We start from the raw sequence: 26,326 nt of genomic DNA, 5'->3' as shown, positions 1-26,326 counted from the left end.
GGCTCAGCGCTCGGTGACCCGCCCGCCGTCGACCTCGAGCCGGCGGTCGGTGGCGACGGCGGCGAGCATCCGCCGGTCGTGGGTGACCAGCAGCAGCGTGCCCGTGTAGCCGGCCAGCGCCTGCTCCAGCTGCTCGATCGCCGGCAGGTCGAGGTGGTTGGTCGGCTCGTCGAGCACCAGCACGTTGATGCCTCGGGCCTGCAGCAGCGCCAGGGCGGCGCGGGTGCGCTCCCCCGGCGACAGGGTGACCGCCGGGCGCAGCACGTGGTCGGCGGTGAGGCCGAACTTCGCCAGCAGCGTCCGCACCTCCGCCGTCGGCCAGTCGGGGACCTCCGCGCCGAACGCGTCGAGCAGCTGCTCCTGACCGAGGAAGCGTTCCCGGGCCTGGTCGATCTCGCCGATCCGGACCGACGGCCCGAGCGACGCCGACCCCTCGTCCAGGGGAACGCGGCCGAGCAGAGCGGCCAGCAGGGTCGACTTCCCCGATCCGTTGGCGCCGGTGATCGCCACCCGGTCGCCCCAGTCGACCTGCAGGTCCACCGGGCCGAGGGTGAAGCCGCCCCGGCGGACGACGGCGCCGCGCAGCGTGGCGACGACGGCGCCGGCCCGCGGCGCGGCGGCGATCTCCATGCGGAGCTCCCACTCCTTGCGGGGCTCCTCGACCACGTCCAGCCGCTCGATCATCCGCTCGGTCTGCTTGGCCTTGGCCGCCTGCTTCTCCGCCGAGGCCCGGTTGTGCGCCTTGATGAACTTGTCGGGGTCCTTCTGCTTCTTGACCGCGTCGCGGACACCCTTGGCCATCCAGTTGCGCTGCATCCGGGCGCGCGCCTCCAGCCCCGCCTTGGTCTCGGCGAACTCCTCGTACTCCTCGCGCGCGTGCCGGCGGGCGACCTCCCGCTCTGCCAGGTACGCCTCGTAGCCGCCGTCGTGCACCCGCACCAGCTGCTGGGCGAGGTCGAGCTCGACGATCCGGTTGGCCGTGCGGGCGAGGAACTCGCGGTCGTGGCTGACGACGACGACACCGGCCCGGGAACCGGTCACGAACCGCTCCAGCTGGTCGAGCCCGGCGAGGTCCAGGTCGTTGGTCGGCTCGTCGAGCAGCAGGAGGTCGTAGCGGGACAGCAGCAGCGAGGCCAGCCCCACGCGCGCGGCCTGCCCGCCGGAGAGCCCGGTCATCAGCGCGTCCAGCGCGACGCCGGGCGCCACCTCGGCGACCACCTCGGCCGCCCGTTCCTCGAGGTCCGCGCCGCCGAGCGCGAGCCAGCGCTCGAGTGCGTCGCCGTACGCGTCGTCGGCGCCCGCCGCGCCGGCGGTGAGCGCATCGGTCGCGGCGTCCAGGGCCGCCTGGGCGGCCGTGACACCGGTCCGCCGGGCGAGCGCGGCGAGGACCGTCTCCCCCTGTCGCCGCTCGTGCTCCTGCGGGAGGTAGCCCAGGGTGGCCGTCGGCGGGCTGAGGGCGATGCTGCCGGCCTCGGCGGCGAGCTCCCCGGCCAGGGTGCGCAGCAGCGTGGACTTGCCCGCGCCGTTCACCCCGACCAGGCCGACGACATCGCCCGGGGCGACGACGAGATCGAGGTCGGAGAAGAGCACGCGGGCGCCGTGGCCGGCCGCCAGTCCGCGGGCGACGAGGGTGGCGCTCACCCCTCCAGCCTGCCAAGCCGCCCGGTCGGGGTCAGCCCCGGCTCGCCGACGGGTCGTCCTCGACGTCGAAGGCGTCGTCGCCGTAGCCGCTGTCGGCGTCCTCGCCGCTCGTCGTCCTGCTCCGCCGGACCAGCCACGGCTGGAGGTGGTCGTAGCCGCGCACCGAGACCCGGCGGAGCGGCCGCACCCGGTAGTCCGGCAGCCCGCGCAGCCGGTCGGCGAGGTCCCGGTCGACCAGCAGCGCGCCGGGCCGGGCGAGCGAGGTGAGCCGGCTGGCGAGGTTCACGACCGGCGAGTAGACGTCGCCGAGGCGGGTGAGCACCGCCCCGTAGGCGGCTCCCACCCGCAGCGGCGGACGGTCGGCGGCCGCCCAGGCGTCAGGGAGTTCCAGTCCGATGTCCGCGGCGTCCGTGGCCGACCAGGCGGTGAACAGCACGCCGTCACCGACGGTCTTCACGACGCGGCCGTGGTGCCGGGCGATCACCTCGGCGGCGGTGCTCTCGAAGTCCTCCACCATCGCACCCAGCTCGCGGCCGCCCATGCCGCGGCTGCGGGAGGTGTAGCCGACCAGGTCGGCGAACCCCACCGCCAGCTCCCGCCGGTCGCCGGGGCCGGTGGCCGCGAGCAGCCGGTCGACGTTGGCCACGAGGTGCCGGCGCCAGACGTAGTCCTGCACCTCGCGCAGCCGGGGCAGGAGCGCCTGCGCGGCCGCCACCGCGCGCTCGGTGGTCGCGGCCGGGTCCTCGCCGGCCTGCGCGCCGCGGAGCAGCGCGTCGGCCAGCATGTCGGTCTGCCAGTCGGCCAGCCGGGACAGCGACTGCCCCATCGCCCGCGCGATCGAGGCCTCGCTCTCCGGGTCGACGAAGCCGGAGTCGATCAGCGTCGACAGCACGCCGAGAGCGGCGATGTCGGCGTCGGTGAAGGCGGGGTCGTCGTCGGCGGCGTCGGGGAACCCCAGCGCCCGCCAGAGCCGCTGCGTCCGCTCCGGCGGCATCCCCGCCATCCGGCCGACCTCCAGCCGGGTGTACCGGCGCGGCCCGCCGAGCAGGAGCCGCTCCAGCGCCTCCCGGGCGCCGGGGTCCGGACCCTCCCCGGGATCAACCATGCCCGTCGCAGACCTCAGTCGGTGGTGTGCACGATCAGCGCACCGCGACCGCGGGTGGCATCGGCCGGCACGGAGCCCAGCAGCCGGCCGACCAGCGTCGCCCCGCAGGCGCCGGCCAGCGCTCCTGCCCGGGCGACGGCGCGCAGCGAGGACTGCGAGCCGTCGGTTCCGACGACGACCGTGGAGTAGGCGGTCACGGGCTCGCTCACGGCGGGCACTCTAGGGGACGACGACCGCCCGTGTGCCCGGGGTCACGCGGGCGGGGCCGGTGCGGCCGGCCAGGAGCGCCACCGCGGCGAGCAGCAGCGGCAGCAGCGCCAGCGCCGCGGAGAGCCCCACCAGCTCGGCCAGGCCCCCGATCGCCGGCGGGCCGAGCAGGAAGCCGAGGTACCCGGGGGTGCTCACCGCGGCGAGCGCCGGCCCGGCCTCCGGCTCGCCCTCCGCCGCGGCGGAGAAGACCAGGGGGACCGTGCAGGCCAGCCCGGCCCCCAGGGCGGCGAAGCCGACCAGCACCACGGCGACGGTCGGGCCGGCGACCACCAGCACCCCGCCGGCCGTGGCCACCAGTGCCGAGGTGCGGACGGTGCGGACCCTCCCCCACGCAGCGACGACGCGGTCGCCCGCCAGCCGGCCGGCCACCATCGTCAGGCTGAAGGCGGTGAACGCCAGCCCCGCCACCCCGGCGGAGGCACCTAGTTCGTCGCGCAGGTGGACCGCGCTCCAGTCGCCGACCGCGCCCTCCGCGAGGAGGACGACCAGCGCGATGAGGGCCAGCGGCAGGAGCCGGCCGCGGGGCCACGCGAACAGCGGCCCCGCCTCCCCCTCGGTCCGTTGCTCCCGCAGCAGCGCCGGGAACAGCGGCGCGGTCAGGAGCAGCAGCGCCAGGCCGGTGCCGCCCAGGTGCCAGGGCAGCCCGACGTCCCCCGCCGCGGCCAGCGAACCGGTCAGCGACCCCACCAGGGCCCCGGCCGAGAACGCCGCGTGGAACGACGACATCACCGGCCGGGCGATCGCCCGCTCCACCGTGACGGCCTGGGCGTTCATGGCCACGTCCAGGCCGCCGAACGCCAGCCCGAACACCAGCAGCGCCGGGACCAGCCAGGGCAGCGACGGCGCCAGCCCCAGCAGGACCGGGACCGCGAAGAAGGCCAGCGCGGTGGCCACCGTCGTCGTCCGGCTGCCGAGCCTGGCACTGAGCGCACCGACCAGCGGCATGGCGATCAGCGCCCCGACCGCCGGCACGAGCAGGGCGCCGCCGAGTGCTGCGTCGGAGAGCCCGAGGGCGGTCTTGACCGCGGGGATCCGCACCGCCCAGTTCCCGAAGAGGGCACCGTTCGCCGCGAAGACGACGGTCACCGCCAGCCGCGCACGCCCCAGCCGCACCGGTCCCACGCACCCAGTCGACCACGTGGCGGGGAACGTGCACCCATGGGCTCCCGGAAGGTCACCCGCGTGCGCTTGGATGGGTGGGGAACACGGGCCAGCAGACGAGGAGAGCGACATTTCCACCGCCCCCGCCCCCACGACCGGCCCCGTGCGGGTCGAGGTCCAGGGGCTCACCAAGTCCTTCGGCGCCGTCCGGGCGGTGAGCGATCTCGGGTTCACCGTCGAGCCGGGCACCGTCACCGGGTTCCTCGGCCCCAACGGCGCGGGGAAGACCACGACGCTGCGCATGCTGCTCGGGCTCGTGCAGCCCGACGCGGGCACCGCCACGTTCAACGGCACCCCGTACGCGGGCCTGCGGGAGCCGATCCGCACCGTCGGGGCGGTCCTGGAGACGGCGTTCCACCCCGCCCGCTCCGGCCGCAACCACCTGCGCGTCTACTGCCGCGCCGCCGGGCTGCCGCTGCAGCGCGCGGACGCGGTGCTGGCCCAGGTCGGCCTGGCCGACGCCGGCGGCCGCCGGGCGGGCGGCTACTCCCTCGGCATGCGCCAGCGGCTCGGTCTGGCGACGGCGCTGCTGGGCGACCCCGCCGTCCTCGTGCTCGACGAGCCCGCCAACGGGCTGGACCCCGAGGGCATCCAGTGGCTGCGCGGCTTCCTCCGCCACCTCGCGCACGAGCAGGGCCGCACCGTGCTGGTCTCCAGCCACCTCCTCGCCGAGGTCGAGCAGACCGCCGATCGCGTCGTCATCGTCGGCGCCGGCCGGCTGGTCCGCGAGGCCTCGATGGAGCAGCTCCGCTCCGGCGCCGAGAGCGGCGGCACGGTGCTGGTGCGCAGCCCGGAGATCGCGCGGCTGGCCGAGTCGCTGCGCGCCGCGGGCATACCGGTCACCCTCGACGGCGACTCCCTGACCGTCTCCGGCCGGACCACCGCCGAGGTCGGCGCCCGCGCCTTCGCCGCCGGGGTGGAGCTGCACGAGCTGCGCTCCCGCACCAGCGGCCTCGAGGAGATCTACTTCCAGCTCACGGCCGGCCAGGAGCAGTACGCCGCCGGCGCCACGTCCCCGGAGGTCTCCCGATGACCGACCTCGTCCGCGCCGAGTGGACCAAGCTCTTCACCACCCGGGTGTGGATCGGGCTGCTGATCGGCGCCTGCGTCCTGGCCGGCGGTTTCACGGCACTGTTCACCGCCCTGGCCGGCGTGGAGCAGCAGGGCCAGCCGGGACTGCCGGCGGTCGGCACCCCCGCCTACGAGGAGCTGATCTTCTCCGTCGGCTCCAACGCCAGCGTGCTGCTGCTCATCCTCGGCATCATCGGGATGACCCAGGAGTACCGGCACCGCACCGCGACCCCCACCTTCCTGACGACCCCGCACCGCGGCCGGGTGGTCGGCGCGAAGCTGCTCGCGTACGCGCTCGTCGCCCTCCCGTTCGCGCTGGTGGTCCTGGCGGTCAACGTCCTGGTCGCGGTCGTCTACGCGGGTGCCCGCGGGGCCACGCCGTCCCTGGCCGGGGACAACCTGCGCACCATCGCCCTGTCGGGTCTGGTGCTGGTCCTGTTCACCGTGATCGGCGTCGGGGTCGGCGCGCTGCTGCGCAACCAGGTCGGCGCGATCGTCGGTGCGCTGGTCTACCTCTACGTCGTGGAGCCGATCGTGGCCTCCGTCGGGGCCATCCAGGCGGCCTACAAGTGGCTGCCCGGCGGGGCGGTGCAGGCCCTCACGTCCGACTTCGAGGCACCCGAGTTGCTGACGCCGTGGCAGGGCGGCCTCCTGCTGCTCGGTTACGGTCTCCTGGCGGCGTTCCTGGGCACCTTCCTGGCGGTCCGCCGCGACATCGCCTGAGGCGCCAGTGGCAGGCCTACGACCCCTGCTCCGGTCGAACAGCAGCCCCGAACGCAGAACGGAGAACGCGTGACCACTCGCATGACGGTCCAACGACTCGGCCGGCTGATCGCCGACGGGGAGACAGATGCCGTCCGGACGGCGGTCGCCGAGTCGCCTCAGCTGGTCCAGGGCACCGTCGAGCGCGACGGCCAGGACGGCTGGACCCCGCTGCACCTGGCGGTCGCCTGCGACCGGGTCGACGTCGTCCGCGTGCTGGCCGGGGCGGGCGCCGACCTCTCGGCCCGCACCGACCAGCACCGCACGCCGCTGCACCTGGCGCTCGAGCACGCGCCCGGGCTGGTCCCGGTGCTGGTGGAGCTGGGCGCGGTGGTCGACGCCCCCAGCGCGGCCTACCTCGACGACGTCGACCGGCTCACCGCCGAGCTCGACGGCGGCGCAGCGCTGACCGACCCGGCCACGGGGGTCGACCTGCTCGCGTGGGCCGCGTTCGGCGGCGCCGCCGGCACCGCCCGGCTGCTGCTGGCACGCGGCGCCGACCCCGATGGCGGCGCGCTGCACGCGGCCGCCACCGGCCGCAGCGCGGAGCTGGTGCGGCTCCTCCTGGACGCCGGCGCGGACGTCGACCGCCGGGATCCCGACACCGGCCGCACGCCGCTGCACGCGGCGGTCGCGGCGGGCGCCACGGGGGACGTGCCCGAGATCGTCCGGCTGCTGCTGGACGCGGGAGCCGACGTCAACGCCACCACCCACGACGGTGCCAGCGCGCTGGACATCAGCCGCGTGGCGGCGGCCCGGCACCGGCGGGCCGACGAGCACGAGGCCAGCGGCAACGACGCCCTGGTCGAACTGCTCGTGGCCCACGGCGCGACGCACTGACCACCATGCGGGACGGGCGCGCGGTCCCCGCTCCGTCCCGGGTCGGCGACCCGGCACGGGCGTAGACTCGACACCCGGTCCAGCGACGCCCCTCAGACGCAGCCCCAAGACGAAGAAGGCACTCGACCCCGTGTCAAGCGTGAACTCATCCCGCCCGTCGTCCACCTCGTCCCCGGTCGCCGGTTTCGGCACCAACGAGTGGCTGGTCGAGGAGATGTACCAGCAGTTCCTCGCCGACCCGTCCAGCGTCGATCAGGCGTGGCACGAGTTCTTCGCCGACTACCGGCCGGGCAGCCCCGTCGGTGGCGGTGACCGCGAGCAGGCGCCGCCCGCCAAGGGCGCCCCCGCACCGGCGTCCCCGCCGCAGTCCGCTCCGGCGCCCAGCGCGGCGCCGGAGCCCGCCGGCGCGGCAGCGCCGGACGTCCAGCGCCCGGCCGCCGGGTCCGAGCCGACCGGGAGCGCACCCGTGCAGAAGAGCAACCCGAAGCCCGCCGCCCCCGCGCAGAAGGCCGCCCCCGCGGAGAAGGCCGCCCCCGCCGCCAAGCCGGCGCCCAAGCCGTCGGCCGGCGACGGCAAGCAGTCCCCGCTGCGCGGCGCTGCCGCCGCGGTGGTCAAGAACATGAACGCCTCGCTGACCGTGCCGACGGCGACGAGCGTGCGCGCGGTCCCGGCGAAGCTGCTGGTCGACAACCGCATCGTCATCAACAACCACCTGGCCCGCGCACGCGGGGGCAAGGTCTCCTTCACGCACCTGATCGGCTACGCGCTGATCCGGGCGCTCGACGCGTTCCCGAACATGAACAGCGCCTTCGCCGAGGTCGACGGCAAGCCGGTGCTGGTGGCGCCCGAGCACGTCAACTTCGGGCTCGCCATCGACCTGCCCAAGCCCGACGGCTCGCGGTCCCTGGTGGTGGCGTCGATCAAGGCCGCCGAGGAGATGGACTTCGCCGCCTTCTGGGCCGCCTACGAGGACATCATCCGGCGCGCCCGGAACAACAAGCTGACGATGGAGGACTTCTCCGGCACCACGATCAGCCTGACCAACCCGGGCACGATCGGCACCAACCACTCGGTGCCGCGGCTGACCGCCGGGCAGGGCGCGATCATCGGCGTGGGGGCCATGGAGTACCCCGCCGAGTTCCAGGGGATGAGCCCCGAGGTGCTCACGGACATGGGCGTCTCGAAGATCATCACGCTCACCTCGACCTACGACCACCGGATCATCCAGGGCGCGGAGTCCGGCGACTTCCTGCGCAAGCTGCACTCGCTGCTGCTGGGTGAGGACGGCTTCTACGACGAGGTCTTCCGCTCGCTGCGGATCCCCTACGAGCCGGTGCGCTGGATGCCGGACGTGCGGGTCACGCGCGAGGGGCAGATCGACAAGGAAGCCCGGGTCATCGAGGTCATCGAGTCCTACCGGCGCAACGGCCACCTCATGGCCGACACCGACCCGCTCGAGTTCAAGGTCCGCACCCACCCCGACCTCGACATCCTCCAGCACGGTCTCACCCTGTGGGACCTGGACCGGACGTTCCCGGTCGGCGGTTTCGCCGGTGAGCGGCTCATGCCGCTGCGGGACATCCTCGGCGTGCTGCGCAACTCCTACTGCCGCACGGTCGGCGTGGAGTACATGCACATCACCGATCCCGAGGAGCGCGAGTGGCTCCAGCAGCGGATCGAGATCAAGCACGAGCAGCCCGACCGCGAGAAGCAGAAGCACGTGCTCGGCCGGCTGAACGCCGCCGAGGCGTTCGAGACCTTCCTGCAGACGAAGTACGTCGGGCAGAAGCGGTTCAGCCTGGAGGGCGGGGAGTCGGTCATCCCGATCCTCGACGAGGTGCTCATCGCCGGCACCGACCACGGGCTCGACGAGGTCGCGATCGGCATGGCCCACCGCGGCCGGCTCAACGTCCTGGCCAACGTGCTCGGCAAGAGCTACGCCAAGATCTTCGGTGAGTTCGAGGGCAACATCGACCCGGGCACGGTCCAGGGCTCCGGTGACGTGAAGTACCACCTCGGCGCCACCGGGACGTTCCGCAACCCGTTCCGCACCGACGCCGAGATCGCCGTCTCGCTGGCCAGCAACCCGTCCCACCTGGAGACGGTCAACCCCGTCCTCGAGGGCATCGTCCGCGCGAAGCAGGACATGATCGACAAGGGCGAGCAGGGCTTCACGGTCCTGCCGCTCCTGCTGCACGGCGACTCCGCGTTCGCCGGCCAGGGCGTGGTCCAGGAGACGCTGAACCTCTCCCAGCTCCGCGGCTACCGCACCGGCGGCACCGTGCACGTCGTCATCAACAACCAGGTCGGCTTCACCACCAGCCCCGGCTCGGCGCGCTCGACGCTCTACTCGACCGACGTCGCGCGGATGGTCAACGCCCCGATCTTCCACGTGAACGGGGACGACCCCGAGGCCTGCGTGCGGGTGGCCCGGCTTGCGGTCGAGTACCGGCAGCAGTTCAAGAAGGACGTCGTCATCGACCTCGTCTGCTACCGCCGGCGCGGGCACAACGAGGGTGACGACCCCTCGATGACCCAGCCGCAGATGTACGACATCATCGACCGCAAGCGCTCGGTCCGGAAGCTCTACACCGAGGCGCTGGTCGGTCGCGGCGACATCACGCTCGAGGAGGCCGAGGAGGCCCTCAAGGACTACCGCGGCCAGCTGGAGCGCGCCTTCGCCGAGACCCACGACGCGCAGGACTCCTCCAAGCCCGAGCCGGTGATGGACCCGCGCACGCCGCAGGAGTCCACGGTGCAGACGGCCGTCACGCAGGAGGTCCTCAAGACCATCGGTGACGCGCACGTCTCCTTCCCGCCGGACTTCACGCCGCACCCGAAGCTGCAGAAGATGCTGGAGAAGCGGGCCGCGATGGCCAGCGAGGGCGGCATCGACTGGGCCATGGGCGAGCTGCTGGCGTTCGGCTCGCTGCTGATGGAGGGCGTGCCCGTCCGGCTGGCCGGGCAGGACTCCCGCCGCGGCACCTTCGTGCAGCGCCACTCGGTGCTCATCGACCGGGAGAACGGCGCGGAGTACACCCCCCTGGCCAACCTGACCGAGGACCAGGCGAAGTTCTTCGTCTACGACTCGCTGCTGAGCGAGTACGCGGCGCTCGGCTTCGAGTACGGCTACTCGGTGGCCAACACCAAGGCACTGGTGCTCTGGGAGGCCCAGTTCGGCGACTTCGTCGACGGCGCCCAGATGGTCATCGACGAGTTCATCAGCTCCGGCGAGGCCAAGTGGGGCCAGCGCTCCGGCGTCGTCCTCCTGCTGCCGCACGGCATGGAGGGTCAGGGTCCCGACCACTCCAGCGGCCGCATCGAGCGGTTCCTGCAGCTGTCGGCGGAGAACAACATGACCGTCGCCAACTGCACGACCCCCGGCAACTACTTCCACCTGCTCCGCCGTCAGGCGCTGTCGGACGTGCACCGGCCGCTGGTCGTCTTCACGCCGAAGTCGCTGCTGCGGGCGAAGGCGGCGGTCAGCCCGGTCGCGGACTTCACCGAGCAGAACTTCCGCCCGGTGCTGCCCGACACGGGGGTCGGCGGGGAGTCCCTGGACGCCGGCGCGGTGAAGCGCGTGCTCCTCTGCAGCGGCAAGGTCGCCTACGACCTCATGGCACAGCGGGAGTCCGACGGCCGCGCCGACACCGCGATCGTGCGGGTCGAGCAGCTGTACCCGCTGCCGGCCGAGCAGATCCGCACCGAGCTGGAGCGCTACCCGAACGCCACCGACGTGGTGTGGGTGCAGGAGGAGCCGGCGAACATGGGCGCCTGGCAGTTCATGGCCGTCAACCTGCCCGAGGAGCTGCCGGAGGGGCGGAAGCTGCGTCGGGTCAGCCGCCGGGCGTCGGCCAGCCCGGCGGTCGGCTCGGCGAAGGTGCACGAGGTCGAGCAGCGCAAGCTGGTCGCCGAGGCCTTCGCCGGCTGACCTGGCCGGCTGAGCCGGCACCGGACCGTGCGACGCCCGGTCCCCGATCCGCTCGGGGACCGGGCGTCGTAGGTTCTGGGGCATGTACTTCACCGATCGGGGCCTGGAGGAGCTGGCCGGACGGCGCGGCGAGGAGCAGGTGACCCTGGCCTGGCTGGCCGACCAGATGCAGGCGTTCGTCGACCAGCACCCCGACTTCGAGGTGCCCGTGGAGCGGCTGGCCACCTGGCTGGCCCGCGGCGGCACGGACGACGACGACCTCGACGAGTGACCGGCCCCGCCGCGGGCGCGGATCTCCCGCTGTCGCGGGTGCGTGTCCGGGCCGACGTCGCCGATCCCGACGCCTGGTTCTGGGACCTGCCGGGCGTCGCCCAGCTGCGCTCCGGCGGGATGGAGCTCGCTCCGCTGACGGTGGTCGTCGGGGAGAACGGCAGCGGCAAGTCCACGCTGCTGGAGGCGGTCGCCCGTGCGTGGGGCGCGTCGCTCACCGCGCAGGTGAAGCACTGGGGGCCGTTGGCCCCGGCCGTGGACGACTCGGAGCTGCACCGTGACCTGCTGCTCGACGGCCAGCGCCCACGGCCGCAGGGAGGCGTCTGGCTCCGGGCGGAGGCCATGCACGACCACTTCGCCGGGATGGACGCCTCCCCGGCCACCCGCGCCTTCGACGGCGTGCCGCTCAACGCGCGCTCCCACGGCGAGGGCTTCCTGGCCTTCCTCGAGTCCCGGACCCTCGAGCGCGGGCTGTGGGTGCTCGACGAGCCGGAGTCGGCGCTGTCGTTCCGGTCGTCGCTCCGGCTGATGGCGCTGCTGCACGGCGTCGCCGGCACCGGATCCCAGGTGCTGCTGGCCACCCACTCCCCCGTGCTGGCCGCGCTCCCGGGCGCCCGCGTCTACGAGCTGGACGAGACGGGGTTCGCCGAGCGCCCGTGGGCCGAGCTGGACCTGGTGCGCGACTGGCAGACCTTCTTCGCCGCGCCCGAGCGGCTGCTGCGCCACCTGCTCGACGACTGATCGACGGGGACACGCCGCAGCGCCTGCCCGGCCGCGGCTCGGCGCGGCGGCACGCTGGGCACGTGCTCGGTCACTCCCACGCGCTCTCCGGCCTGGCCGCAGGCGCCGCCACCCTGCCGTGGGCCCCCGTGCAGGGAGCGGTCGGCCAGGCGGCCTGGGTCGCCGCCGTCGGCGGCTTCGCGATGCTGCCCGACCTCGACCACCGCAACTCCACCGTCTCGGACATGTGGGGCCCGGTCACCGACGTGCCCGCGGGCGCGATCGGGGCGCTGTCCGGCGGGCACCGCTGGGGCACCCACGACGCCGTCCTCGCCCCGATCGCCTTCGGAGCGCTGGCCATGGCGGCCTCCGGCGCGTTCTGGTCCAGCCTGCTGCTGCTCGCGCTGGCCATCGGGCTGGCGCTGCGCGCCCTGCACTTCGTCATCCCCGGTCGCACCGAGACCACGATCCTGGGCAACCTGGTGCTGTCGTGGGGCGGCGCCTGGCTGCTGCTGGACCACACGACCTCCCCGTCCTGGCTGCCCTGGGCGGTCGCGGCCGGTGTGCTCACCCACATCGCCGGCGACGCGATCACCACCGCCGGGGTGCCGGTGCCGCTGCTCTGGCTGGGGAAGCGCAAGCGGCTCGCGCTCTCCCCCATCCGCACCGGCGCGACCGTGGAGCGGGTGGCCCTGGTGCCGCTGTTCGTCGTCGCCACCGTCGTGCTCGCCTACACGAACACCGAGCTGCACCTGGCCGTCGACCGACTGCTCACCGCCGGCTGAGTTCGGCAGCACGGTGCGCCAGGTGTGCGGAGGTCCGAGCGGGGCCATCGGGCCGGACCGGCGCCGGACGCCGGCACCGGAGCCGTCCGCCGGCTGCGCGCTCGCCGAGGCCGAGCACCTCGCCATCTGCGGGAACACTCCGCAGCTCCCCGCCGAGCCGGGCGCCCCAGGCAGCGACTGGCGCCCCACCGTCGACGTCACCACACCCGGAGGTCCGCGATGCCTCGTCCCGATCCCCGCCACGACCCCTGGCACGCCCCGGACCCGAACTTCCTCGGCGAGCAGTCCCAGGGCACCCCGGGCAACCACGCCGGACCCGACCTGGCCCTCGCGCGGCTGCTGGGCTGGTTGCTCGGCCGCAGGGACGGCCGCACCACCCGCCAGGCCGTCGAGGCCCGCGCACGGAAGGCCCGACTCAAGGCCGAACGCAAAGCCGAACGCAAGGCCGAACGCAGGGCCGCCAAGCGCTCACGTTGACCTGGCGACGCTGTCAGCGGGGGTCAGGGCGTGCGGACGGCGCAGCACACCGTGCTGTCGAACTCGGCACCGGCTGGGCACAGCTCACGGGCGGGGGTTGGTGCGCGTCCACCCTCGGTCGTCCCGCCGGGCTCCCTGGGCGGCCCGGCAGCGGCGGCAGACCTCCTGCACCTCCTCGGCGTGCCGGCCCGACTCCGGCTGCACGTCCGGCCAGCCGACGTGCGGGAAGCGGGTGAGCCGCGAGCGGTGCAGCGACAGCCCGCAGGAGGTCTCGTTGCGCCCGCGTTCCCAGGCGTGCACCTCCCCGGCGGGGTACCGGATCCCGTCGTCGGGATCGACCCACTGACCCGAGGCGGCGACGGCCGCCCTGCTGGCTCCCATGCGCGGTTCGGTACCCACGATCGGCCCCTGGGACAAACCGCTCGCCGTGATCGGCCGGGACCCGCAGACTCCAGGGGTGGAAAGACTGTCCGACAAGCTCCTGAACTGGGCGAGCATCCTCGACGACGAGACCCGCCGGCAGGCCGAGCGCACCGCCTCCCTCGACATCGTCGACCCCCACGTGGCGCTCATGCCCGATGCGCACCTCGGCAAGGGCGCGACCGTGGGGTCGGTGCTGCCGACGCGCGCGGCGATCATCCCGGCGGCGGTCGGCGTCGACATCGGCTGCGGCATGATCGCCGTCCGCACACCCTGGTCGGTGGACGAGGTGCGGGCACGTGGCCCCCTGGCGCCGCTGCGCGGGGACATCGAGCGGGCGGTCCCGCTGTCGGCGGGCCGGTACAACAAGAAGCTCACCGCGACCGCCCGGCGGCGGGTGGAGGAGCTGGAGGCGAAGGCCGAGGAGCTCGGCGACCGCGTGCTGGCCTCGGTCACGACGACGGCGCCGAACTGGGCGATGCAGCTGGGCAGCCTCGGTTCCGGCAACCACTTCATCGAGGTGACCGCCGACGAGCGCGACCGCGTCTGGCTGTTCCTGCACTCGGGCAGCCGCGGAGTGGGCAACAAGATCGCCCAGAAGCACATCGCGATCGCCCAGGAGCGGGCCCGGCGGGACGGCCTGGACCTGCCCGACCGCGACCTCGCCTGGCTCGACGAGGGCACTCCGGAGTTCGACCGGTACGTCGCCGAGCTGCGCTGGGCGCAGCACTTCGCGCTGCTCAACCGCGAGGAGATGATGGACCGGGTCGCCGACTGCCTGGCCCGGCACATGCGGGCCGACAGCACGCCGGAGCTCGAGCGGATCAACTGCCACCACAACTTCAGCCAGCACGAGAAGCACTTCGGCGAGCAGCTGTGGGTGTCGCGGAAGGGCGCGATCCAGGCGGAGAAGGGGCAGGCGGGGCTCATCCCCGGCTCGATGGGGACGGCGAGCTACGTCGTCACCGGCCTGGGCAACCCGGAGTCGCTGAACAGCTCGCCGCACGGCGCCGGCCGGGTGTTCTCGCGCACGAAGGCGCGCAAGACGTTCACCCGGGCCCAGCTGGAGGAGTCGATGCGCGGCATCGAGTGGCGGCACAGCGACGCGTTCCTCGACGAGATCCCCGCCGCCTACAAGGACGTGGACGTCGTCATGGCCGACGCGGCCGACCTGGTGGAGGTGCGCCACACGCTGCGCCAGCTGGTGAACGTGAAGGGCGACTGAGCCGCTACCGTGCAGCACTTGTGACGGCCGTCTCACCTGGTCCCCGGCTCGACCGGGGCGTCCACCTCGGGTACGCGCTGGGCTCGATCGGGACGGCGGCGTTCGGCACGGTGCCGGGGCTGCTGCTCCTGTACTACCTGACCGACGTGCTGGGCGTGGCCGCCGGGGTCGCGGGTCTGGTGGTGTTCCTGCCCAAGGCGTGGGACGTCTGGCTCAACCCGTGGATCGGCAGCCGGTCGGACCGCACGGTGAGCCGCTGGGGGCCCCGCCGGCCGTGGATGCTGGCCGGCGGGGTCACCCTGCCCCCGCTGTTCGTGCTCGTGTTCGCCGGCCCCGGCGCCCCGCCCTGGGTGGCCGCCACCTGGGTCGCGGTGACCTTCCTGCTGGCGGCCACCGCCTACGGGCTGTTCCAGGTGCCCTACGTAGCCCAGCCGGCGGAGATCACCGACGACCCGGGTGAGCGGGCCACCCTGATGTCGTGGCGCGTGGCGGCGCTCGCCGTCGGCATCCTGCTCGCCGGCGCCGGGGCGCCCGCCGTCGTCGACCTGGCCGGCGGCGGGCGCGGCGGTCACCTGGCGATGGCGGTCTTCGTGGCCGTGCTGCTGGCGGTCGGCATGCTGGGCGCGGTCGCCGGGACCCGGCGGGCGCCGACGCTCACCCAGGTGCGCAGCGAGGAACGGCTGGGCGCCGCGCTGGCGCTGGCGTGGCGGTCCCGGCCGTTCCGGGTGCTGCTCACCGGGTTCGTCGTCCAGGCGCTGGGGATCGGCGTGATGCTGGCCGGGGTGCCGTACTACTCGCGCCAGGTCCTCGGCGACCCGGCCGCCGGATCGCTGCTGTTCGCCGCGCTGGTGGGCCCGGCGATCCTCGTCATGCCGCTGTGGCTGCGGGTCAGCCGCACCGTGGGCAAGCGCGCCGGGCTGCTCTCCTCGGTCACTCTCTTCGCGGCCGCGGCGGCGGGCCTGGCGGTGGGCGACGCGGGCGGGACCGGGCTGGTGCTGGCCCTCGTCGTCCTCGTGGGGATCGGCTACGCCGGCATGCAGATGTTCCCGCTCGCCATGCTGCCCGACGTCATCGCCGCCGACGAGGCGGCGTCCGGCCGGCGACGGGCCGGCGTGTTCACCGGGGTCTGGACGGCGGCCGAGACCCTCGGGCTCGCGATCGGCCCGGGGCTGCTCGGCGGACTGCTCGCGCTGGCCGGCTACGTCTCCTCCACCGGTGGGGAGACGGTGACCCAGTCCTCGACCGCCCTCACCGCCGTCCGGCTCGGCTTCAGCGTGCTGCCCGCCGTGCTCGTCCTGGCCAGCCTGCCCGTGCTCGCCCGCTACCGCCTCACCCCCGCGACCGCCCAGGAGGTCCCCGCGTGAACCCGCAGGACGTGCTCGCCGAGCTCACCGCGTTGCAGGCCGGCGACGTGCCCACCCACGGGGGCGCCACCATGGCCTACGTCTACGACTCCGGCCGGGCCGAGGTCGAGGAGCTGGCGGCGGCCGCCCAGGCGGCGTTCCAGTGGACGAACGCGCTGGACCCGACCGCCTTCCCCAGCGTGGCCCGCATCGAGAACGACCTGGTCGGCGCCGCGCTCGGACTGCTCGGCGGCGGGCCTGATGCCGTGGGGACGCTGACCAGCGGCGGCACCGAGAGCTGCGAGCTCGCCGTCCTCGCCGCGCGCGAGCAGTGGCGGGCGCGGGGCGGGGCCGGACGGCCCCGGCTGCTCCTGCCGGTCACCGCCCACGCGGCCTTCCGCAAGGCCGCGCACCTGTTCGGGGTGGAGGTCGTCGACATCCCCGTCGACGCGGAGACCTGCCGCGCCGACCCGTCGGCGGTGGTGCGGCAGCTGGACGAGCGCACCGTGCTGGCGGTCGTCAGCGCGCCGTCCTACCCGCACGGAGTGCTCGACCCCGTGGGGGAGATCGCCGGGCTCGCGGCCGGCGCCGGGGTGCCCTGCCACGTGGACGCCTGCATCGGCGGCTGGGTGCTGCCCTTCCTGGACGACGTCCCGGAGCCCTTCGACCTGTCGGTACCGGGGGTGACGTCGCTGTCGGTGGACCTGCACAAGTACGGCTACGCGCCCAAGGGCGTCTCGGTCCTGCTGACCGCCACCCCCGAGCTCCGGCACGCGCACTGGTTCACCACCGCCGGCTGGCCGGGCTACCCCGTGGTCAACCCGACCCTGGCCGGCACCCGCCCGGCCGGTGCCATGGCGGCCGCCTGGGCGGTGCACCGGTGGCTGGGCGACGACGGCTACCGGGAGCTCGCCGCCCGCGCGCGCCGGGCCACGTGCGCCCTGGCCGAGGGCGTGCGCGACATCCCCGGGGTGCGCGTGGTCGGGCGCCCCGCCACCACCCTCGTGGCGCTGGCCGCGGACGGCCCGGACGGCGTGGACGTCCTCAACCTCGCCGACGAGATGACCGCCCGCGGCTGGCTGCTGCAGCCGCAGCCGCCCTTCGCCCAGGACGGTGGGGACCTCCCGGCCACCCTGCACCTCACCGTCACGGCGGCCACCGCCGACCGGGTGACGGCCCTGCTGGCCGATCTCCGCGACGCGGCCCGGGCGGCCGCCGCGCTCCCCCGCCCCGTGCCCGATCCCGAGCTGGTGGCGGCGGCCGCCACGATCGACCCCGCGGCGCTGACCGTGGCCGAGGTGGAGGCGTTGCTCGAGCTGGCCGGGATCTCCGGCGGCTCGCTACCCGAGCGCATGGCCCCGGTGCACGCCCTGGTCGCGGCGCTGCCCCGACCGGTCGCCGAGCGGCTGCTGGCCGGCGTCCTCGGCCGGGTCTACCGGCCCTGATGTCCTTCCGGCCCCGTCCCGGGGCCCGCCCTGAGCGTGCGAAGGGCGGGGAGGACGAGGTCCTCCATCAGCGGGTGACGCCCTGGTCGCGCGCACAGGCCGCCACGGCCTCGGCGACGGCGGTCGCGACCCGGCGGTCCAGCGGGCTGGGCACGATGTAGTCGGGCCGCAGGTCGGCACCGACGACGCCGGCGATGGCCGTGGCGGCCGCGAGCTTCATCTCCTCGGTGATGCTGGTCGCGCCGGCGTCGATCGCGCCGCGGAAGACCCCCGGGAAGGCGAGCACGTTGTTGATCTGGTTCGGCAGGTCGCTGCGGCCGGTGGCGACGACGGCGGCGTACTTGGCGGCCATCTGCGGATCCACCTCGGGCGTCGGGTTGGCCAGGGAGAACACGATGCAGTTCTCCGCCATCGACGCGATCGCCTCCTCGGGGACCGAGCCCCCGGAGACCCCCAGGTAGACGTCGGCCCCGCGCAGCGCCGAGACCATGGAGCCGGCGAACCCCGACGGGTTGGTGTTCTCGGCGAGCCACCGCTTGGTGCCGGTCAGCCCGTCGCGGCCGAGGTGCAGGACGCCGCGCGAGTCGGCCACGGCGATCTCTCCCACCCCCGCCTCGAGCAGGATCTTGGTGCAGGCGACGCCGGCGGCGCCGGCGCCCGAGACGACGACCCGCAGGTCCCCCAGTTCCCGGCCGACCACCGCCGCGGCGTTGCGCAGCGCGGCGAGCACGACGATCGCCGTGCCGTGCTGGTCGTCGTGCATGACGGGGATGTCCAGGCGCTCGCGCAGCCGGGCCTCGATCTCGAAGCAGCGGGGGGCGCTGATGTCCTCGAGGTTGATCCCGCCGAACGACGGCGCGATGGCGGCGACCGTCTCGACGATCTCGTCGACGTCGGTCGTGGAGAGGACGATCGGCACCGAGGAGAGACCGGCGAACTCGCTGAACAGGCAGGCCTTGCCCTCCATCACCGGCAGGGACGCGGCCGGGCCGATGTCGCCGAGCCCGAGGACGGCGGTGCCGTCGGAGACCACCGCGACGACACGGGGCGCCCAGGTGAACCGGCGGGCCAGCTCCGGCTCGGCGGCGATCGCGCTGGACACCCGGGCGACGCCCGGCGTGTACGTGAGGGCGAGGTCGGCGATGGAGCCGATCGAGCGGGTGGAGGACACGGAGAGCTTCCCGCCCTCGTGCACCGCGAACGCCGGATCGGCGGCGAAGCGGTCGGTGCCGACGTGGTCCCCGGAGGCCGGATTTCCGCTCATGGGCACAGCAGCGTAACCACGGCCGGAGGCCGCCCTGTCGCTACGGTGCGCACGTGGAGATCAGTGAGCTCGCCGTGCCCGACAGTTACGTCATCGATCTGACGCCGCACGGGGACACGCGGGGCAGTTTCACCGAGTGGTATCGCGCCGACCTGCTGTCCCAGACAGTGGGACACCCGCTGACCCTGGCGCAGGCCAACCACAGCGTCTCCAGCGCGGGCGCCCTGCGCGGCGTGCACTTCGCCCTGGTGCCCCCCGGTCAGGCCAAGTACGTCTACTGCCCCTCCGGCCGGGTGCTCGACGTCGTCGTCGACGTGCGCGTCGACTCCCCCACCTTCGGCGTGCACGACGCGGTGCTGCTGGACAGCGAGCAGCCGCGCGCGGTCTACCTGGCCGAGGGGCTGGGCCACGCGTTCGTCGCCCTCGCCGACCGCAGCTCGGTCACCTACCTGGTCTCCTCCGCCTACGACCCGGGCCGGGAGTTCGGCATCTCCCCCCTGGACCCCGACCTGGACCTGCCCTGGCCGTCGGGCCTCGATCTCCAGCTGTCGGCCAAGGACCGGAACGCGCCCACCCTCGCCGAGGCGCGCGAGCAGGGGTTGCTGCCGACCATGGCCGAGTGCGCCGCGCGGTACGCCCAGCTACGCGAGGTCTGAGAGCGGACCCGGCGGAGGGGCGTCCGGGAGCCGGCCGGGGCGCGGCCAGAGGCGGCCCACGACGCGGCCGACGGCGACGGCGACACCGAAGGAACGGCTGTCGTCGGTCAGGAACGGGTTGTCCCCCTCGACCCAGCACCCGCCGTCGACGGCGCGGCGCACCCGCTTGACCACCAGCAGCTCCGGTCGGGCCGGGAAGCGGGCCAGCACGACGTCACCGGGGCGGACCGGCGACCCGACGGGCAGCCGCCGCACGACCAGCCGGTCCCCGTGCCGGACGGTGGGTGACATCGACGGGCCGGCCACCCGGGCCAGCACCCAGCGCGCCGGCAGCCCGGGACCGCCTTCCGGACCGCGACCGCCCGACGTGTTCGCGCTGATCACCGGGGGTAGGGTCGCAGAAGATCCAACCCCACGAACCCGGAGGCACCTCTCATGCGTCTGTTCCGCATGTTCTCCGCCGTGGAGGCCACCGCGCACTGCGACCTCCCCTGCGGCGTGTACGACCCGGCCCAGGCCCGCATCGAGGCGGAATCGGTCAAGGCCATCCAGGAGAAGTACCAGAGCAACGAGGACCCGGTCTACCGAACCCGGGCGATCATGATCAAGGAGCAGCGGGCCGACCTGGTCAAGCACCACCTGTGGGTGCTGTGGACCGACTACTTCAAGCCGCCGCACTTCGAGAAGTACCCGCACCTGCACGAGCTGTTCAACAAGGCCACGAAGCAGGCAGGTGCGGCCGGCGGCAAGGGCAGCATGGACCCCGCCGAGGGCCAGAAGCTGCTCGACTACATCGCGGAGATCGACAAGATCTTCTGGGAGACCAAGGCCGCTGCCTGAGCCTCCCGCAGGACCCCTCGGCTGCCGGGCCGCCCAGGTGGGCGGCCCGGCAGCCACGTCTCGTGCAGCCCTTCGGGCCTGGCGGCGCCGGGCCTGCGCCTAGGGTTTGCCCATGCGTGATTCGGAGGACTTCGTGATCGACGTCGGGGCCCTCCTGGAGAAGGTCGAGGCCGCGCCGCCCATCGAGGCGGTGGAGGCCGTGACGGACGCCCTGGGCGCAATGGTCGAGGCCCGCAGGGTGACCCTGCTGATCGCCGATTTCACCGGCCGGGCCGTCGTCCGGCTGACATCCGCCGTGCCCGTCGAGGGCGCCCGCGAGCGCGGGGCCGAGCAGGCCGAGACGCTGCCGCTGGACGGCACGGTCTACGAGCAGGTGCTGCGGACGCAGGAGGCCGACGTCCGGGAGTCCGCCGGCGGGGCGGTGATGGTCGTGCCGGTCACCGACCGGGGCGACGCGATCGGCGTGATCGAGATAGAGCTGGCCCGATACCCCTCCCAGAAGGAGATGGCCGACGTCCGCAACGCGGCGCACGCGCTCGCCTACGTCGTCATCGCCGCCCGCAGGCACACCGACGTCTTCGAGTGGGGCCAGCGCACGACGCCGTTCGCGCTGGCGGCGGAGATCCAGCGCCGACTGCTGCCGGCGTCCTACACGTGCGAGGCCGGCCAGTTCACCCTCGCCGGCTGGTTGGAGCCGGCCAGCTCGGTCGGTGGGGACACCTTCGACTACACGCTCGACCGCGACCGCCTCCAGCTGTCGATCACCGACGCCGTCGGCCACCAGGTCTCGGCAGCCCTGCTGGCCACACTCCTGGTCGGCGCCCTGCGCAACGGCCGACGCCGCGGCCTCGACCTCGCCGAACAGGCCAGGTACGCCAACGACTCCCTGGCGGAGAACGCGGACGCCGGGCAGTTCGTCACCGGGCAGCTGGTGGAGGTGGACCTGCACGCCGGCACCGCGACCGTCGTCAACGCCGGGCACGTCCTCCCACTGCGGCTGCGCGACGGCCGGGTGGAGGAGATCGAACTACGGGTCGAACCGCCGTTCGGCGTCGTGCCCGGCAAGTCCTTCGGCGCCCAGCCCTTCCCGCTCGAGCCCGGGGACCGGATCGTCTTCCTGACCGACGGCATGCAGGAGCGCAACGCGGTCGACCTGGACGTCGCCAGGGCTCTCGCCGACACGGCCGACCTTCACCCGCGTGAGGTGGTCCGCGCCCTCGGCCGGGCCGTGCTCAAGGAGACCGGCGGGGACCTCCGCGACGACGCCACGATGATCTGCCTCGACTGGTACGGCGGGCCGCCCCGGTCGCGCACCACCGAGCAGGGGGCCGACCCTGACATCACCTCGCCCCCTGCCTGAACCCGGCGTCCGGACCATCCCGGGCCGGGGCCGGTACGGTCTGAGGACGATGCGCATCGACCGGGCCGGGTGGCCTTTCATCACCGGACCCCTCCTTCCCGCGGCCGGCCTCGGCGTGGCCGGACGCCGGTGGGCCGTCTGGCCGTTCTTGGCCCTCTCGGCCTACATGGCCCTGTTCTTCCGGGATCCCGACCGGCGGTGCGACACCGTGCCGGCCGATCCGGACGACGTCCTCTCCCCCGCGGACGGCGTGGTCATGGTCGCCGGCGAGCCCCAGGAAGGGGTGGCGCCCGACGACGCCCCCGAGGGCGGCTGGCAGCAGATCAGCGTCTTCCTGTCGGTGGTCGACGTGCACGTGAACCGCTCCCCCTACCGCGGCGAGGTCGTGGAGAGCTCCTACCGCAGGGGCAGCTTCCTGGCGGCCTACCGCAAGGAATCGGCGCACCGCAACGAGCGCAGCGAGCTGCGGCTCCGGGACGGCGACCGCACGGTCGTCTTCCGCCAGATCGTCGGGGTGCTGGCGCGCCGGATCGTCACCCGCACCGGGCCGGGCCGCACGCTGGCGACGGGGGAACGCATGGGGCTGATGAAGTTCGGCTCCCGCATGGACGTCTTCGTGCCGCGCGAGTGCACCCTCACCGTGACCAAGGGGCAGCGCGTGCGCGGCGGCGAGACCGTCATCGCCCGCTGGCCCTCGGCCGGCTGAGGGCATCGGCGTGCCCAGCTCCGCGTCCGGTGAGCGCCGTCCGCAGACCCGTCGCACGGCCACCGTCGAGTTCGTCCGCGGTTCCGTGCGGGGAAGCCGGCGCCGCGCGCTGGCCACGCTGCCCAGCCTGTTCACCCTCGGCAACATGCTGTGCGGCTTCGGCGCGATCCTGGTCTCCATCCGCGGTCAGTACACCCTCGCCGCCGTCCTGATCGGGCTCTCGGTGCTGTTCGACATCACCGACGGCGCCGTCGCCCGGCTGGTGGGCGCGGTGACGCCCTTCGGCCTGCAGTTCGACTCGCTGGCCGACCTGGTCTCCTTCGGCCTGGCACCGGCGCTGCTGGCGTTCACGCTGTTCTCCGAGGGCCGCGACGAGTGGGACCCGGTGGGCTGGGTGGTCTGCTTCCTCTGGGTGGCGTGCGCGGCCATCCGGCTCGCCCGCTTCAACACCACCATCGACCCGACGGCGGACAAGCGGTACTTCATCGGCATGCCCAGCCCCGGTGCGGCCGGTGTCGTGCTCGCGTCGGTGTTCGCGTTCGGCGACGACATGCAGGGCCGCGACCGGCTCTGGGTGCTGCTGGTGGTCGCGGTCCCGGCCGTGCTGATGGTGACCAACATCCGGTTCCGGTCCTTCCGCTCGCTGGTCAGCCCCAAGAGCGGTCGCCCCTACGGGCTGGTCGCCACGGCTGTGCTGCTGGTGATCGGTTTCGCGCTGTTCCCCGTCGTCACCGGGTGCGTGCTGGCCTACGGCTACCTGCTGGCCCCGGTCCTCGTCCCGGTGCTCTCCCCGCTGGGCCGGCTGGTGCCCGGACGGCTCAAGGAGGTCCTGTCGTGAGCGTGCGGCCGATCCGGCCCGACGACGTCCCCGCCGTGGTCGGGCTGGTGCGCGAGCTCGCCGACTACGAGCGCGCCCTCTCCGAGGTCCGGCTGACCGAGGAGCAGCTCACCGACTGCCTGTTCGGCGCCTCCCCGGCCCTGTTCGGCCACGTGGCCGAACGCGACGGCCAGGTCGTGGGCATGGCCCTGTGGTTCCTCAACTTCTCCACCTGGCGCGGCACCCACGGCATCTATCTCGAGGACCTCTACGTCCAGCCGCGGCACCGGGGCACGGGCCTGGGCAAGGAGCTGCTCCGCACGCTCGCCGCGGTCTGCGTCGAGCGCGGCTACTCCCGGCTGGAGTGGTCGGTGCTGGACTGGAACACCCCGTCGATCGAGTTCTACCGGGCGGCCGGCGCCGTCCCCATGGACGAGTGGACGGTGTTCCGCCTGACCGACGACGCGCTCGCGTCGTTCGCCTCCGACGACCGAACCTGACCGCGCGGCGCTAGCGTTCGACCCGTGACCACCGAGCGCGGACCGATCGAGTGCTGGCTGACCGACATGGACGGGGTCCTCGTCCACGAGGGGAACGCCCTGCCGGGTGCCAAGGATTTCCTCGACCGGCTGGTCGAGCGACGGCGCCGGTTCCTGGTCCTGACCAACAACTCCATCTTCACGCCCCGCGACCTCGCGGCCCGGCTCAGCCGGACCGGCCTGCTCGTACCCGAGGAGGCGATCTGGACCTCGGCACTCGCGACCGCCGACTTCCTCGCCACCCAGCTGCCCGGCGGCTCGGCGTACGTCATCGGCGAGGCGGGGCTGACCACCGCGCTGCACGAGGTCGGGTACGTCATGACCGACACCGATCCGGACTACGTCGTCCTCGGGGAGACGCGCACGTACTCGTTCGAGGCGATCACGCGGGCGATCCGGCTGGTGGAGGGCGGCGCCCGGTTCATCGCGACCAACCCGGACGTGACCGGCCCCTCGCCGGAGGGTCCGCTGCCTGCCACCGGCTCGGTGGCCGCGATGATCACCGCGGCGACCGGCGCCAAGCCGTACTTCGTCGGCAAGCCCAACCCGATGATGTTCCGCAGCGCGATGAACCGGATCGAGGCGCACTCGGAGTCGACGATCATGGTCGGCGACCGCATGGACACCGACGTGGTCGCCGGTATCGAGGCGGGCCTGGAGACGGTGCTGGTCCTCTCCGGGTCCACCTCCGCGAGCGAGGTGAGCCGCTTCCCGTTCCGGCCCAGCCGGGTCCTCGACTCCATCGCCGACGTGATCGACCTGGTCTGAAGAAGGAACCCGTCGCCCACCCCCTACCGGCCCCGTTCAGGGGCCCGCCCCGAGCGTGCGAGCGATGGGGGAAGGGGGTCCTCGTTCAGCGGCCGTCGTACGCCAGCCGCGAGTCGGGCGCGGCCAGCAGGTAGAGCACCGCGCCCACCAGCGCCAGGATCGGCAGGCCGATCAGCGGCTGCTGCGCGGAGAAGGCGAACGTGAAGCCGGTCAGCCCCAGGAACAGCTGCATCGCCACCACCGGCGCCCGGGCCCAGCCGGCGACCCTCCACAGCCCTCGCGCGGCGGCCCCGAGCACGCCGGCGGCCAGCGCGGCCAGCACCACCTCGGCGAGCGCGCGGGGCACGCTCTGCGGGGCGCCGGTCAACGTGAGGTAGAGCAGCACCAGCGCGCCCACCGCGAACGCCACGGCCTCCAGGGCCACCGCCAGGGCCGCCCGGCGCAGTGACGGCGGCGCCTCCGTCGCCGGCCCGGCGGGGCGCGGCGCCGGCTGGGCGGCGGTGGCGCCGAACAGCCGGTCGGCGAGGCGACGGGGCGGCGGGGTGGGCGCTCCGCGGTCCTCGGTCACGACGGCGAGATTACGCCCGGGCCCGGGCTGCGGTCGCCCACCGGACGTCCTGCCGCACCCACGCCGGGCCGCTGGATAGCCTGGCGGCATGCGCGCGCTCGTGGTCGTCAACCCTGCGGCCACGACCACGACCGCCAAGATGCGCAACGTGCTCGTCGGCGCGCTGGCCAGCGAGCTGAAGGTGGACGTCGCCGAGACGACGCACCGGGGGCACGGCCGTGAACTGGGCGCCCGGGCGACCGCCGAGGGGATCGACGTCGTCGTCGCCCTCGGCGGCGACGGCACCGTGAACGAGGTGGTCAACGGCCTGCTCACCGACGGGCCCGGACCGGCCGTGCCGACGCTGGCGGTCGTGCCGGGCGGGTCGACCAACGTGTTCTCCCGGGCCCTCGGCCGGTCGCGCGACCCGGTGGAGGCGACCGCCGAGATCCTCGCCTCGCTGCGCGCCGGCCGGACGCGGTCGGTGTCGCTGGGCACCGCGAGCGCCACCGGCACGAGCACCGCGGCGGTCACCGGGGTCGCGCCGGAGGCGGCAGAGGCGGTCGCCCGGGCCGACGCCGACGCCGACGGCCCGGGGTGGACCGCCCCCCGGTGGTTCGTGTTCGCCGCCGGCTTCGGGTTCGACGCCGAGGTGATCGCCCGGGTGGAGGCCCATCGCGCCCGGGGGCGCCGGTCGACCGGCGCGCTCTACGTCCGGGAGGGCACCAGCGCCTTCCTGTTCGGGCGGGAGCGGCGACGCCCCGCGATGACGCTCCAGGTGCCCGGCGAGCCACCCGTCGAGGAGCTGTTCCTCTGCCTGGTGTCCAACGTCAGCCCCTGGACCTACCTGGGGGCGCGACCGGTCAACCCGACGCCGCAGGCCTCCTTCGACACCGGGCTGGACGTCTTCGCCCTGGGCCGCATGGGTGCCGCCCGGATGCTGCGCGCCCTGCGGCAGACCATGCGGCCCGAGCCGGATCTGCGCGGACGCGGCCTGCACCGGTGGCACGACCTCCGGGAGCTGTCGATCACCGCCGTCCGGCCGCAGGGTTGGCAGGTCGACGGCGACCACCTGGGCACGGCCACCGGCGTCCGGATCACGGACGTCCCGCACGCCCTGCGCGTGATCGCCTGACGGCTCTTCTTGAGTGATCGGCACGGCTTTTCCCCCCGCCGGGTGGCGGGCCTAGCACGGGCGTGGTGAGGTTGCTCACGCGGGGGTCAGCGTCGACCCCGATTCGCTTGACAGGCGTCCGGCACGTGAAAACATCGCTGCTGGGACGCAACCTGCCGGTAACAAAGCAGGCAGTCGCTGCCGCCAAGACGCTGGGTGACCGGTGTCGGCCCGGCGATCGCAGACCGA

General features: G+C 74.0%; 27 protein-coding genes. 19 read left to right on the top strand and 8 right to left on the bottom strand.

What is annotated here, in order from left to right:
- Nucleotides 1-3: 3 nt before the first annotated feature.
- The 4 genes from ACI79K_RS09105 to ACI79K_RS09090 are packed head-to-tail and all read right to left on the bottom strand — an operon-like array spanning nt 4 to nt 4,138.
- Complete coding sequence (locus ACI79K_RS09105; protein ID WP_456599551.1) at nt 4-1,641, bottom strand: ABC-F family ATP-binding cassette domain-containing protein; 1,638 nt, start codon at nt 1,639-1,641, stop codon at nt 4-6.
- A 31-nt stretch (nt 1,642-1,672) separates the two neighbouring features.
- Nucleotides 1,673-2,746 (bottom strand): adenylate/guanylate cyclase domain-containing protein, encoded by a 1,074-nt coding sequence (locus ACI79K_RS09100; RefSeq protein ID WP_456589242.1) that lies wholly within the window; start codon nt 2,744-2,746, stop codon nt 1,673-1,675.
- A gap of 14 nt (nt 2,747-2,760) precedes the next feature.
- Nucleotides 2,761-2,955: a universal stress protein gene (locus tag ACI79K_RS09095; protein ID WP_456589243.1), complete on the bottom strand. Its 195-nt coding sequence runs from the start codon at nt 2,953-2,955 to the stop codon at nt 2,761-2,763.
- Between the two features lie 10 nt (nt 2,956-2,965).
- The gene (locus ACI79K_RS09090; RefSeq protein WP_456598006.1) at nt 2,966-4,138 is read right to left on the bottom strand and encodes an MFS transporter; all 1,173 of its coding nucleotides are present in this window, start codon (nt 4,136-4,138) and stop codon (nt 2,966-2,968) included.
- A 142-nt stretch (nt 4,139-4,280) separates the two neighbouring features.
- Between ACI79K_RS09090 and ACI79K_RS09085 the strand changes: the two genes are divergently transcribed.
- The 8 genes from ACI79K_RS09085 (at nt 4,281) to ACI79K_RS09050 (ending at nt 13,033) form a co-directional block, all read left to right on the top strand.
- On the top strand, nt 4,281-5,210 hold the full coding sequence (locus ACI79K_RS09085; protein ID WP_456599550.1) for an ABC transporter ATP-binding protein: 930 nt from the start codon (nt 4,281-4,283) through the stop codon (nt 5,208-5,210).
- A complete protein-coding gene (locus tag ACI79K_RS09080; RefSeq protein WP_456589246.1) occupies nt 5,207-5,971 on the top strand; it encodes an ABC transporter permease in 765 nt (254 codons plus the stop codon). Before ACI79K_RS09085 ends, ACI79K_RS09080 begins: the two co-directional genes overlap by 4 nt.
- 69 nt (nt 5,972-6,040) lie before the next feature.
- Complete coding sequence (locus tag ACI79K_RS09075) at nt 6,041-6,850, top strand: ankyrin repeat domain-containing protein (RefSeq protein WP_456589247.1); 810 nt, start codon at nt 6,041-6,043, stop codon at nt 6,848-6,850.
- A 139-nt stretch (nt 6,851-6,989) separates the two neighbouring features.
- Nucleotides 6,990-10,781: a multifunctional oxoglutarate decarboxylase/oxoglutarate dehydrogenase thiamine pyrophosphate-binding subunit/dihydrolipoyllysine-residue succinyltransferase subunit gene (locus ACI79K_RS09070; protein ID WP_456599549.1), complete on the top strand. Its 3,792-nt coding sequence runs from the start codon at nt 6,990-6,992 to the stop codon at nt 10,779-10,781.
- An 82-nt stretch (nt 10,782-10,863) separates the two neighbouring features.
- Nucleotides 10,864-11,052: a DUF6104 family protein gene (locus ACI79K_RS09065; RefSeq protein WP_456589249.1), complete on the top strand. Its 189-nt coding sequence runs from the start codon at nt 10,864-10,866 to the stop codon at nt 11,050-11,052.
- Nucleotides 11,049-11,792: an AAA family ATPase gene (locus ACI79K_RS09060; RefSeq protein ID WP_456589250.1), complete on the top strand. Its 744-nt coding sequence runs from the start codon at nt 11,049-11,051 to the stop codon at nt 11,790-11,792. Before ACI79K_RS09065 ends, ACI79K_RS09060 begins: the two co-directional genes overlap by 4 nt.
- A 62-nt stretch (nt 11,793-11,854) precedes the next feature.
- Nucleotides 11,855-12,556, top strand: coding sequence for a metal-dependent hydrolase (locus ACI79K_RS09055; protein ID WP_456589251.1), 702 nt, complete (start codon nt 11,855-11,857; stop codon nt 12,554-12,556).
- Nucleotides 12,557-12,775: 219 nt separating this feature from the next.
- Nucleotides 12,776-13,033 (top strand): hypothetical protein, encoded by a 258-nt coding sequence (locus tag ACI79K_RS09050; protein ID WP_456589252.1) that lies wholly within the window; start codon nt 12,776-12,778, stop codon nt 13,031-13,033.
- Nucleotides 13,034-13,117: 84 nt separating this feature from the next.
- Here the strand turns inward: ACI79K_RS09050 and ACI79K_RS09045 are convergent, their stop codons facing one another.
- Nucleotides 13,118-13,414 (bottom strand): hypothetical protein, encoded by a 297-nt coding sequence (locus ACI79K_RS09045; protein WP_456589253.1) that lies wholly within the window; start codon nt 13,412-13,414, stop codon nt 13,118-13,120.
- Nucleotides 13,415-13,490: 76 nt separating this feature from the next.
- Here ACI79K_RS09045 and ACI79K_RS09040 point away from each other — a divergent pair, with 76 nt between their 5' ends.
- The 3 genes from ACI79K_RS09040 to ACI79K_RS09030 are packed head-to-tail and all read left to right on the top strand — an operon-like array spanning nt 13,491 to nt 17,466.
- Nucleotides 13,491-14,678, top strand: a complete 1,188-nt coding sequence (locus ACI79K_RS09040; protein WP_456589254.1) for an RtcB family protein — start codon at nt 13,491-13,493, stop codon at nt 14,676-14,678.
- A 20-nt stretch (nt 14,679-14,698) separates the two neighbouring features.
- A complete protein-coding gene (locus ACI79K_RS09035; protein ID WP_456599548.1) occupies nt 14,699-16,042 on the top strand; it encodes an MFS transporter in 1,344 nt (447 codons plus the stop codon).
- The gene (locus ACI79K_RS09030) at nt 16,039-17,466 is read left to right on the top strand and encodes a pyridoxal phosphate-dependent decarboxylase family protein (RefSeq protein WP_456599547.1); all 1,428 of its coding nucleotides are present in this window, start codon (nt 16,039-16,041) and stop codon (nt 17,464-17,466) included. Before ACI79K_RS09035 ends, ACI79K_RS09030 begins: the two co-directional genes overlap by 4 nt.
- Before the next feature lie 67 nt (nt 17,467-17,533).
- Here the strand turns inward: ACI79K_RS09030 and ACI79K_RS09025 are convergent, their stop codons facing one another.
- Complete coding sequence (locus tag ACI79K_RS09025) at nt 17,534-18,730, bottom strand: NAD(P)-dependent malic enzyme (protein ID WP_456589257.1); 1,197 nt, start codon at nt 18,728-18,730, stop codon at nt 17,534-17,536.
- 53 nt (nt 18,731-18,783) lie between these two features.
- On the opposite strand from ACI79K_RS09025, the gene ACI79K_RS09020 reads away from it, so the two are divergent.
- Entirely contained in the window at nt 18,784-19,386 is a 603-nt protein-coding gene (locus ACI79K_RS09020; RefSeq protein ID WP_456589258.1) for a dTDP-4-dehydrorhamnose 3,5-epimerase family protein, read from the top strand.
- Here ACI79K_RS09020 and ACI79K_RS09015 read toward each other — a convergent pair.
- Nucleotides 19,372-19,770 carry a S26 family signal peptidase gene (locus ACI79K_RS09015; RefSeq protein WP_456599546.1) on the bottom strand — a complete coding sequence of 133 codons (399 nt, stop codon included), beginning with the start codon at nt 19,768-19,770 and terminating at the stop codon, nt 19,372-19,374. The two genes, ACI79K_RS09020 and ACI79K_RS09015, sit on opposite strands and share 15 nt — an antisense overlap.
- A 51-nt stretch (nt 19,771-19,821) precedes the next feature.
- Here ACI79K_RS09015 and sodN point away from each other — a divergent pair, with 51 nt between their 5' ends.
- From sodN to ACI79K_RS08985, 6 genes are all read left to right on the top strand, one after another.
- Nucleotides 19,822-20,226 (top strand): superoxide dismutase, Ni, encoded by a 405-nt coding sequence (gene sodN / locus ACI79K_RS09010; RefSeq protein ID WP_456589260.1) that lies wholly within the window; start codon nt 19,822-19,824, stop codon nt 20,224-20,226.
- 112 nt (nt 20,227-20,338) lie between these two features.
- Nucleotides 20,339-21,586 (top strand): PP2C family protein-serine/threonine phosphatase, encoded by a 1,248-nt coding sequence (locus tag ACI79K_RS09005; RefSeq protein ID WP_456599545.1) that lies wholly within the window; start codon nt 20,339-20,341, stop codon nt 21,584-21,586.
- A gap of 49 nt (nt 21,587-21,635) precedes the next feature.
- Nucleotides 21,636-22,292 carry a phosphatidylserine decarboxylase gene (locus ACI79K_RS09000; protein ID WP_456589262.1) on the top strand — a complete coding sequence of 219 codons (657 nt, stop codon included), beginning with the start codon at nt 21,636-21,638 and terminating at the stop codon, nt 22,290-22,292.
- A gap of 10 nt (nt 22,293-22,302) precedes the next feature.
- Complete coding sequence (gene pssA, locus ACI79K_RS08995; protein WP_456597999.1) at nt 22,303-23,130, top strand: CDP-diacylglycerol--serine O-phosphatidyltransferase; 828 nt, start codon at nt 22,303-22,305, stop codon at nt 23,128-23,130.
- Nucleotides 23,127-23,609, top strand: coding sequence for an N-acetyltransferase family protein (locus ACI79K_RS08990; RefSeq protein WP_456599544.1), 483 nt, complete (start codon nt 23,127-23,129; stop codon nt 23,607-23,609). Before pssA ends, ACI79K_RS08990 begins: the two co-directional genes overlap by 4 nt.
- A gap of 24 nt (nt 23,610-23,633) precedes the next feature.
- Nucleotides 23,634-24,416 (top strand): HAD-IIA family hydrolase, encoded by a 783-nt coding sequence (locus tag ACI79K_RS08985; RefSeq protein WP_456599543.1) that lies wholly within the window; start codon nt 23,634-23,636, stop codon nt 24,414-24,416.
- A gap of 85 nt (nt 24,417-24,501) precedes the next feature.
- On the opposite strand, the gene ACI79K_RS08980 is transcribed toward ACI79K_RS08985, so the two are convergent.
- Nucleotides 24,502-24,984, bottom strand: coding sequence for a hypothetical protein (locus tag ACI79K_RS08980; protein WP_456597177.1), 483 nt, complete (start codon nt 24,982-24,984; stop codon nt 24,502-24,504).
- 88 nt (nt 24,985-25,072) lie between these two features.
- Here ACI79K_RS08980 and ACI79K_RS08975 point away from each other — a divergent pair, with 88 nt between their 5' ends.
- Nucleotides 25,073-26,098, top strand: coding sequence for a diacylglycerol/lipid kinase family protein (locus ACI79K_RS08975; protein WP_456599542.1), 1,026 nt, complete (start codon nt 25,073-25,075; stop codon nt 26,096-26,098).
- The last annotated feature ends 228 nt before the right edge of the window (nt 26,099-26,326 follow it).

The organism is Blastococcus sp. SYSU DS0616, from assembly GCF_054051015.1.
The sequence above is the reverse complement of the archived record's forward strand: the minus strand, read 5'-3'. Positions and strand labels throughout refer to the sequence as shown.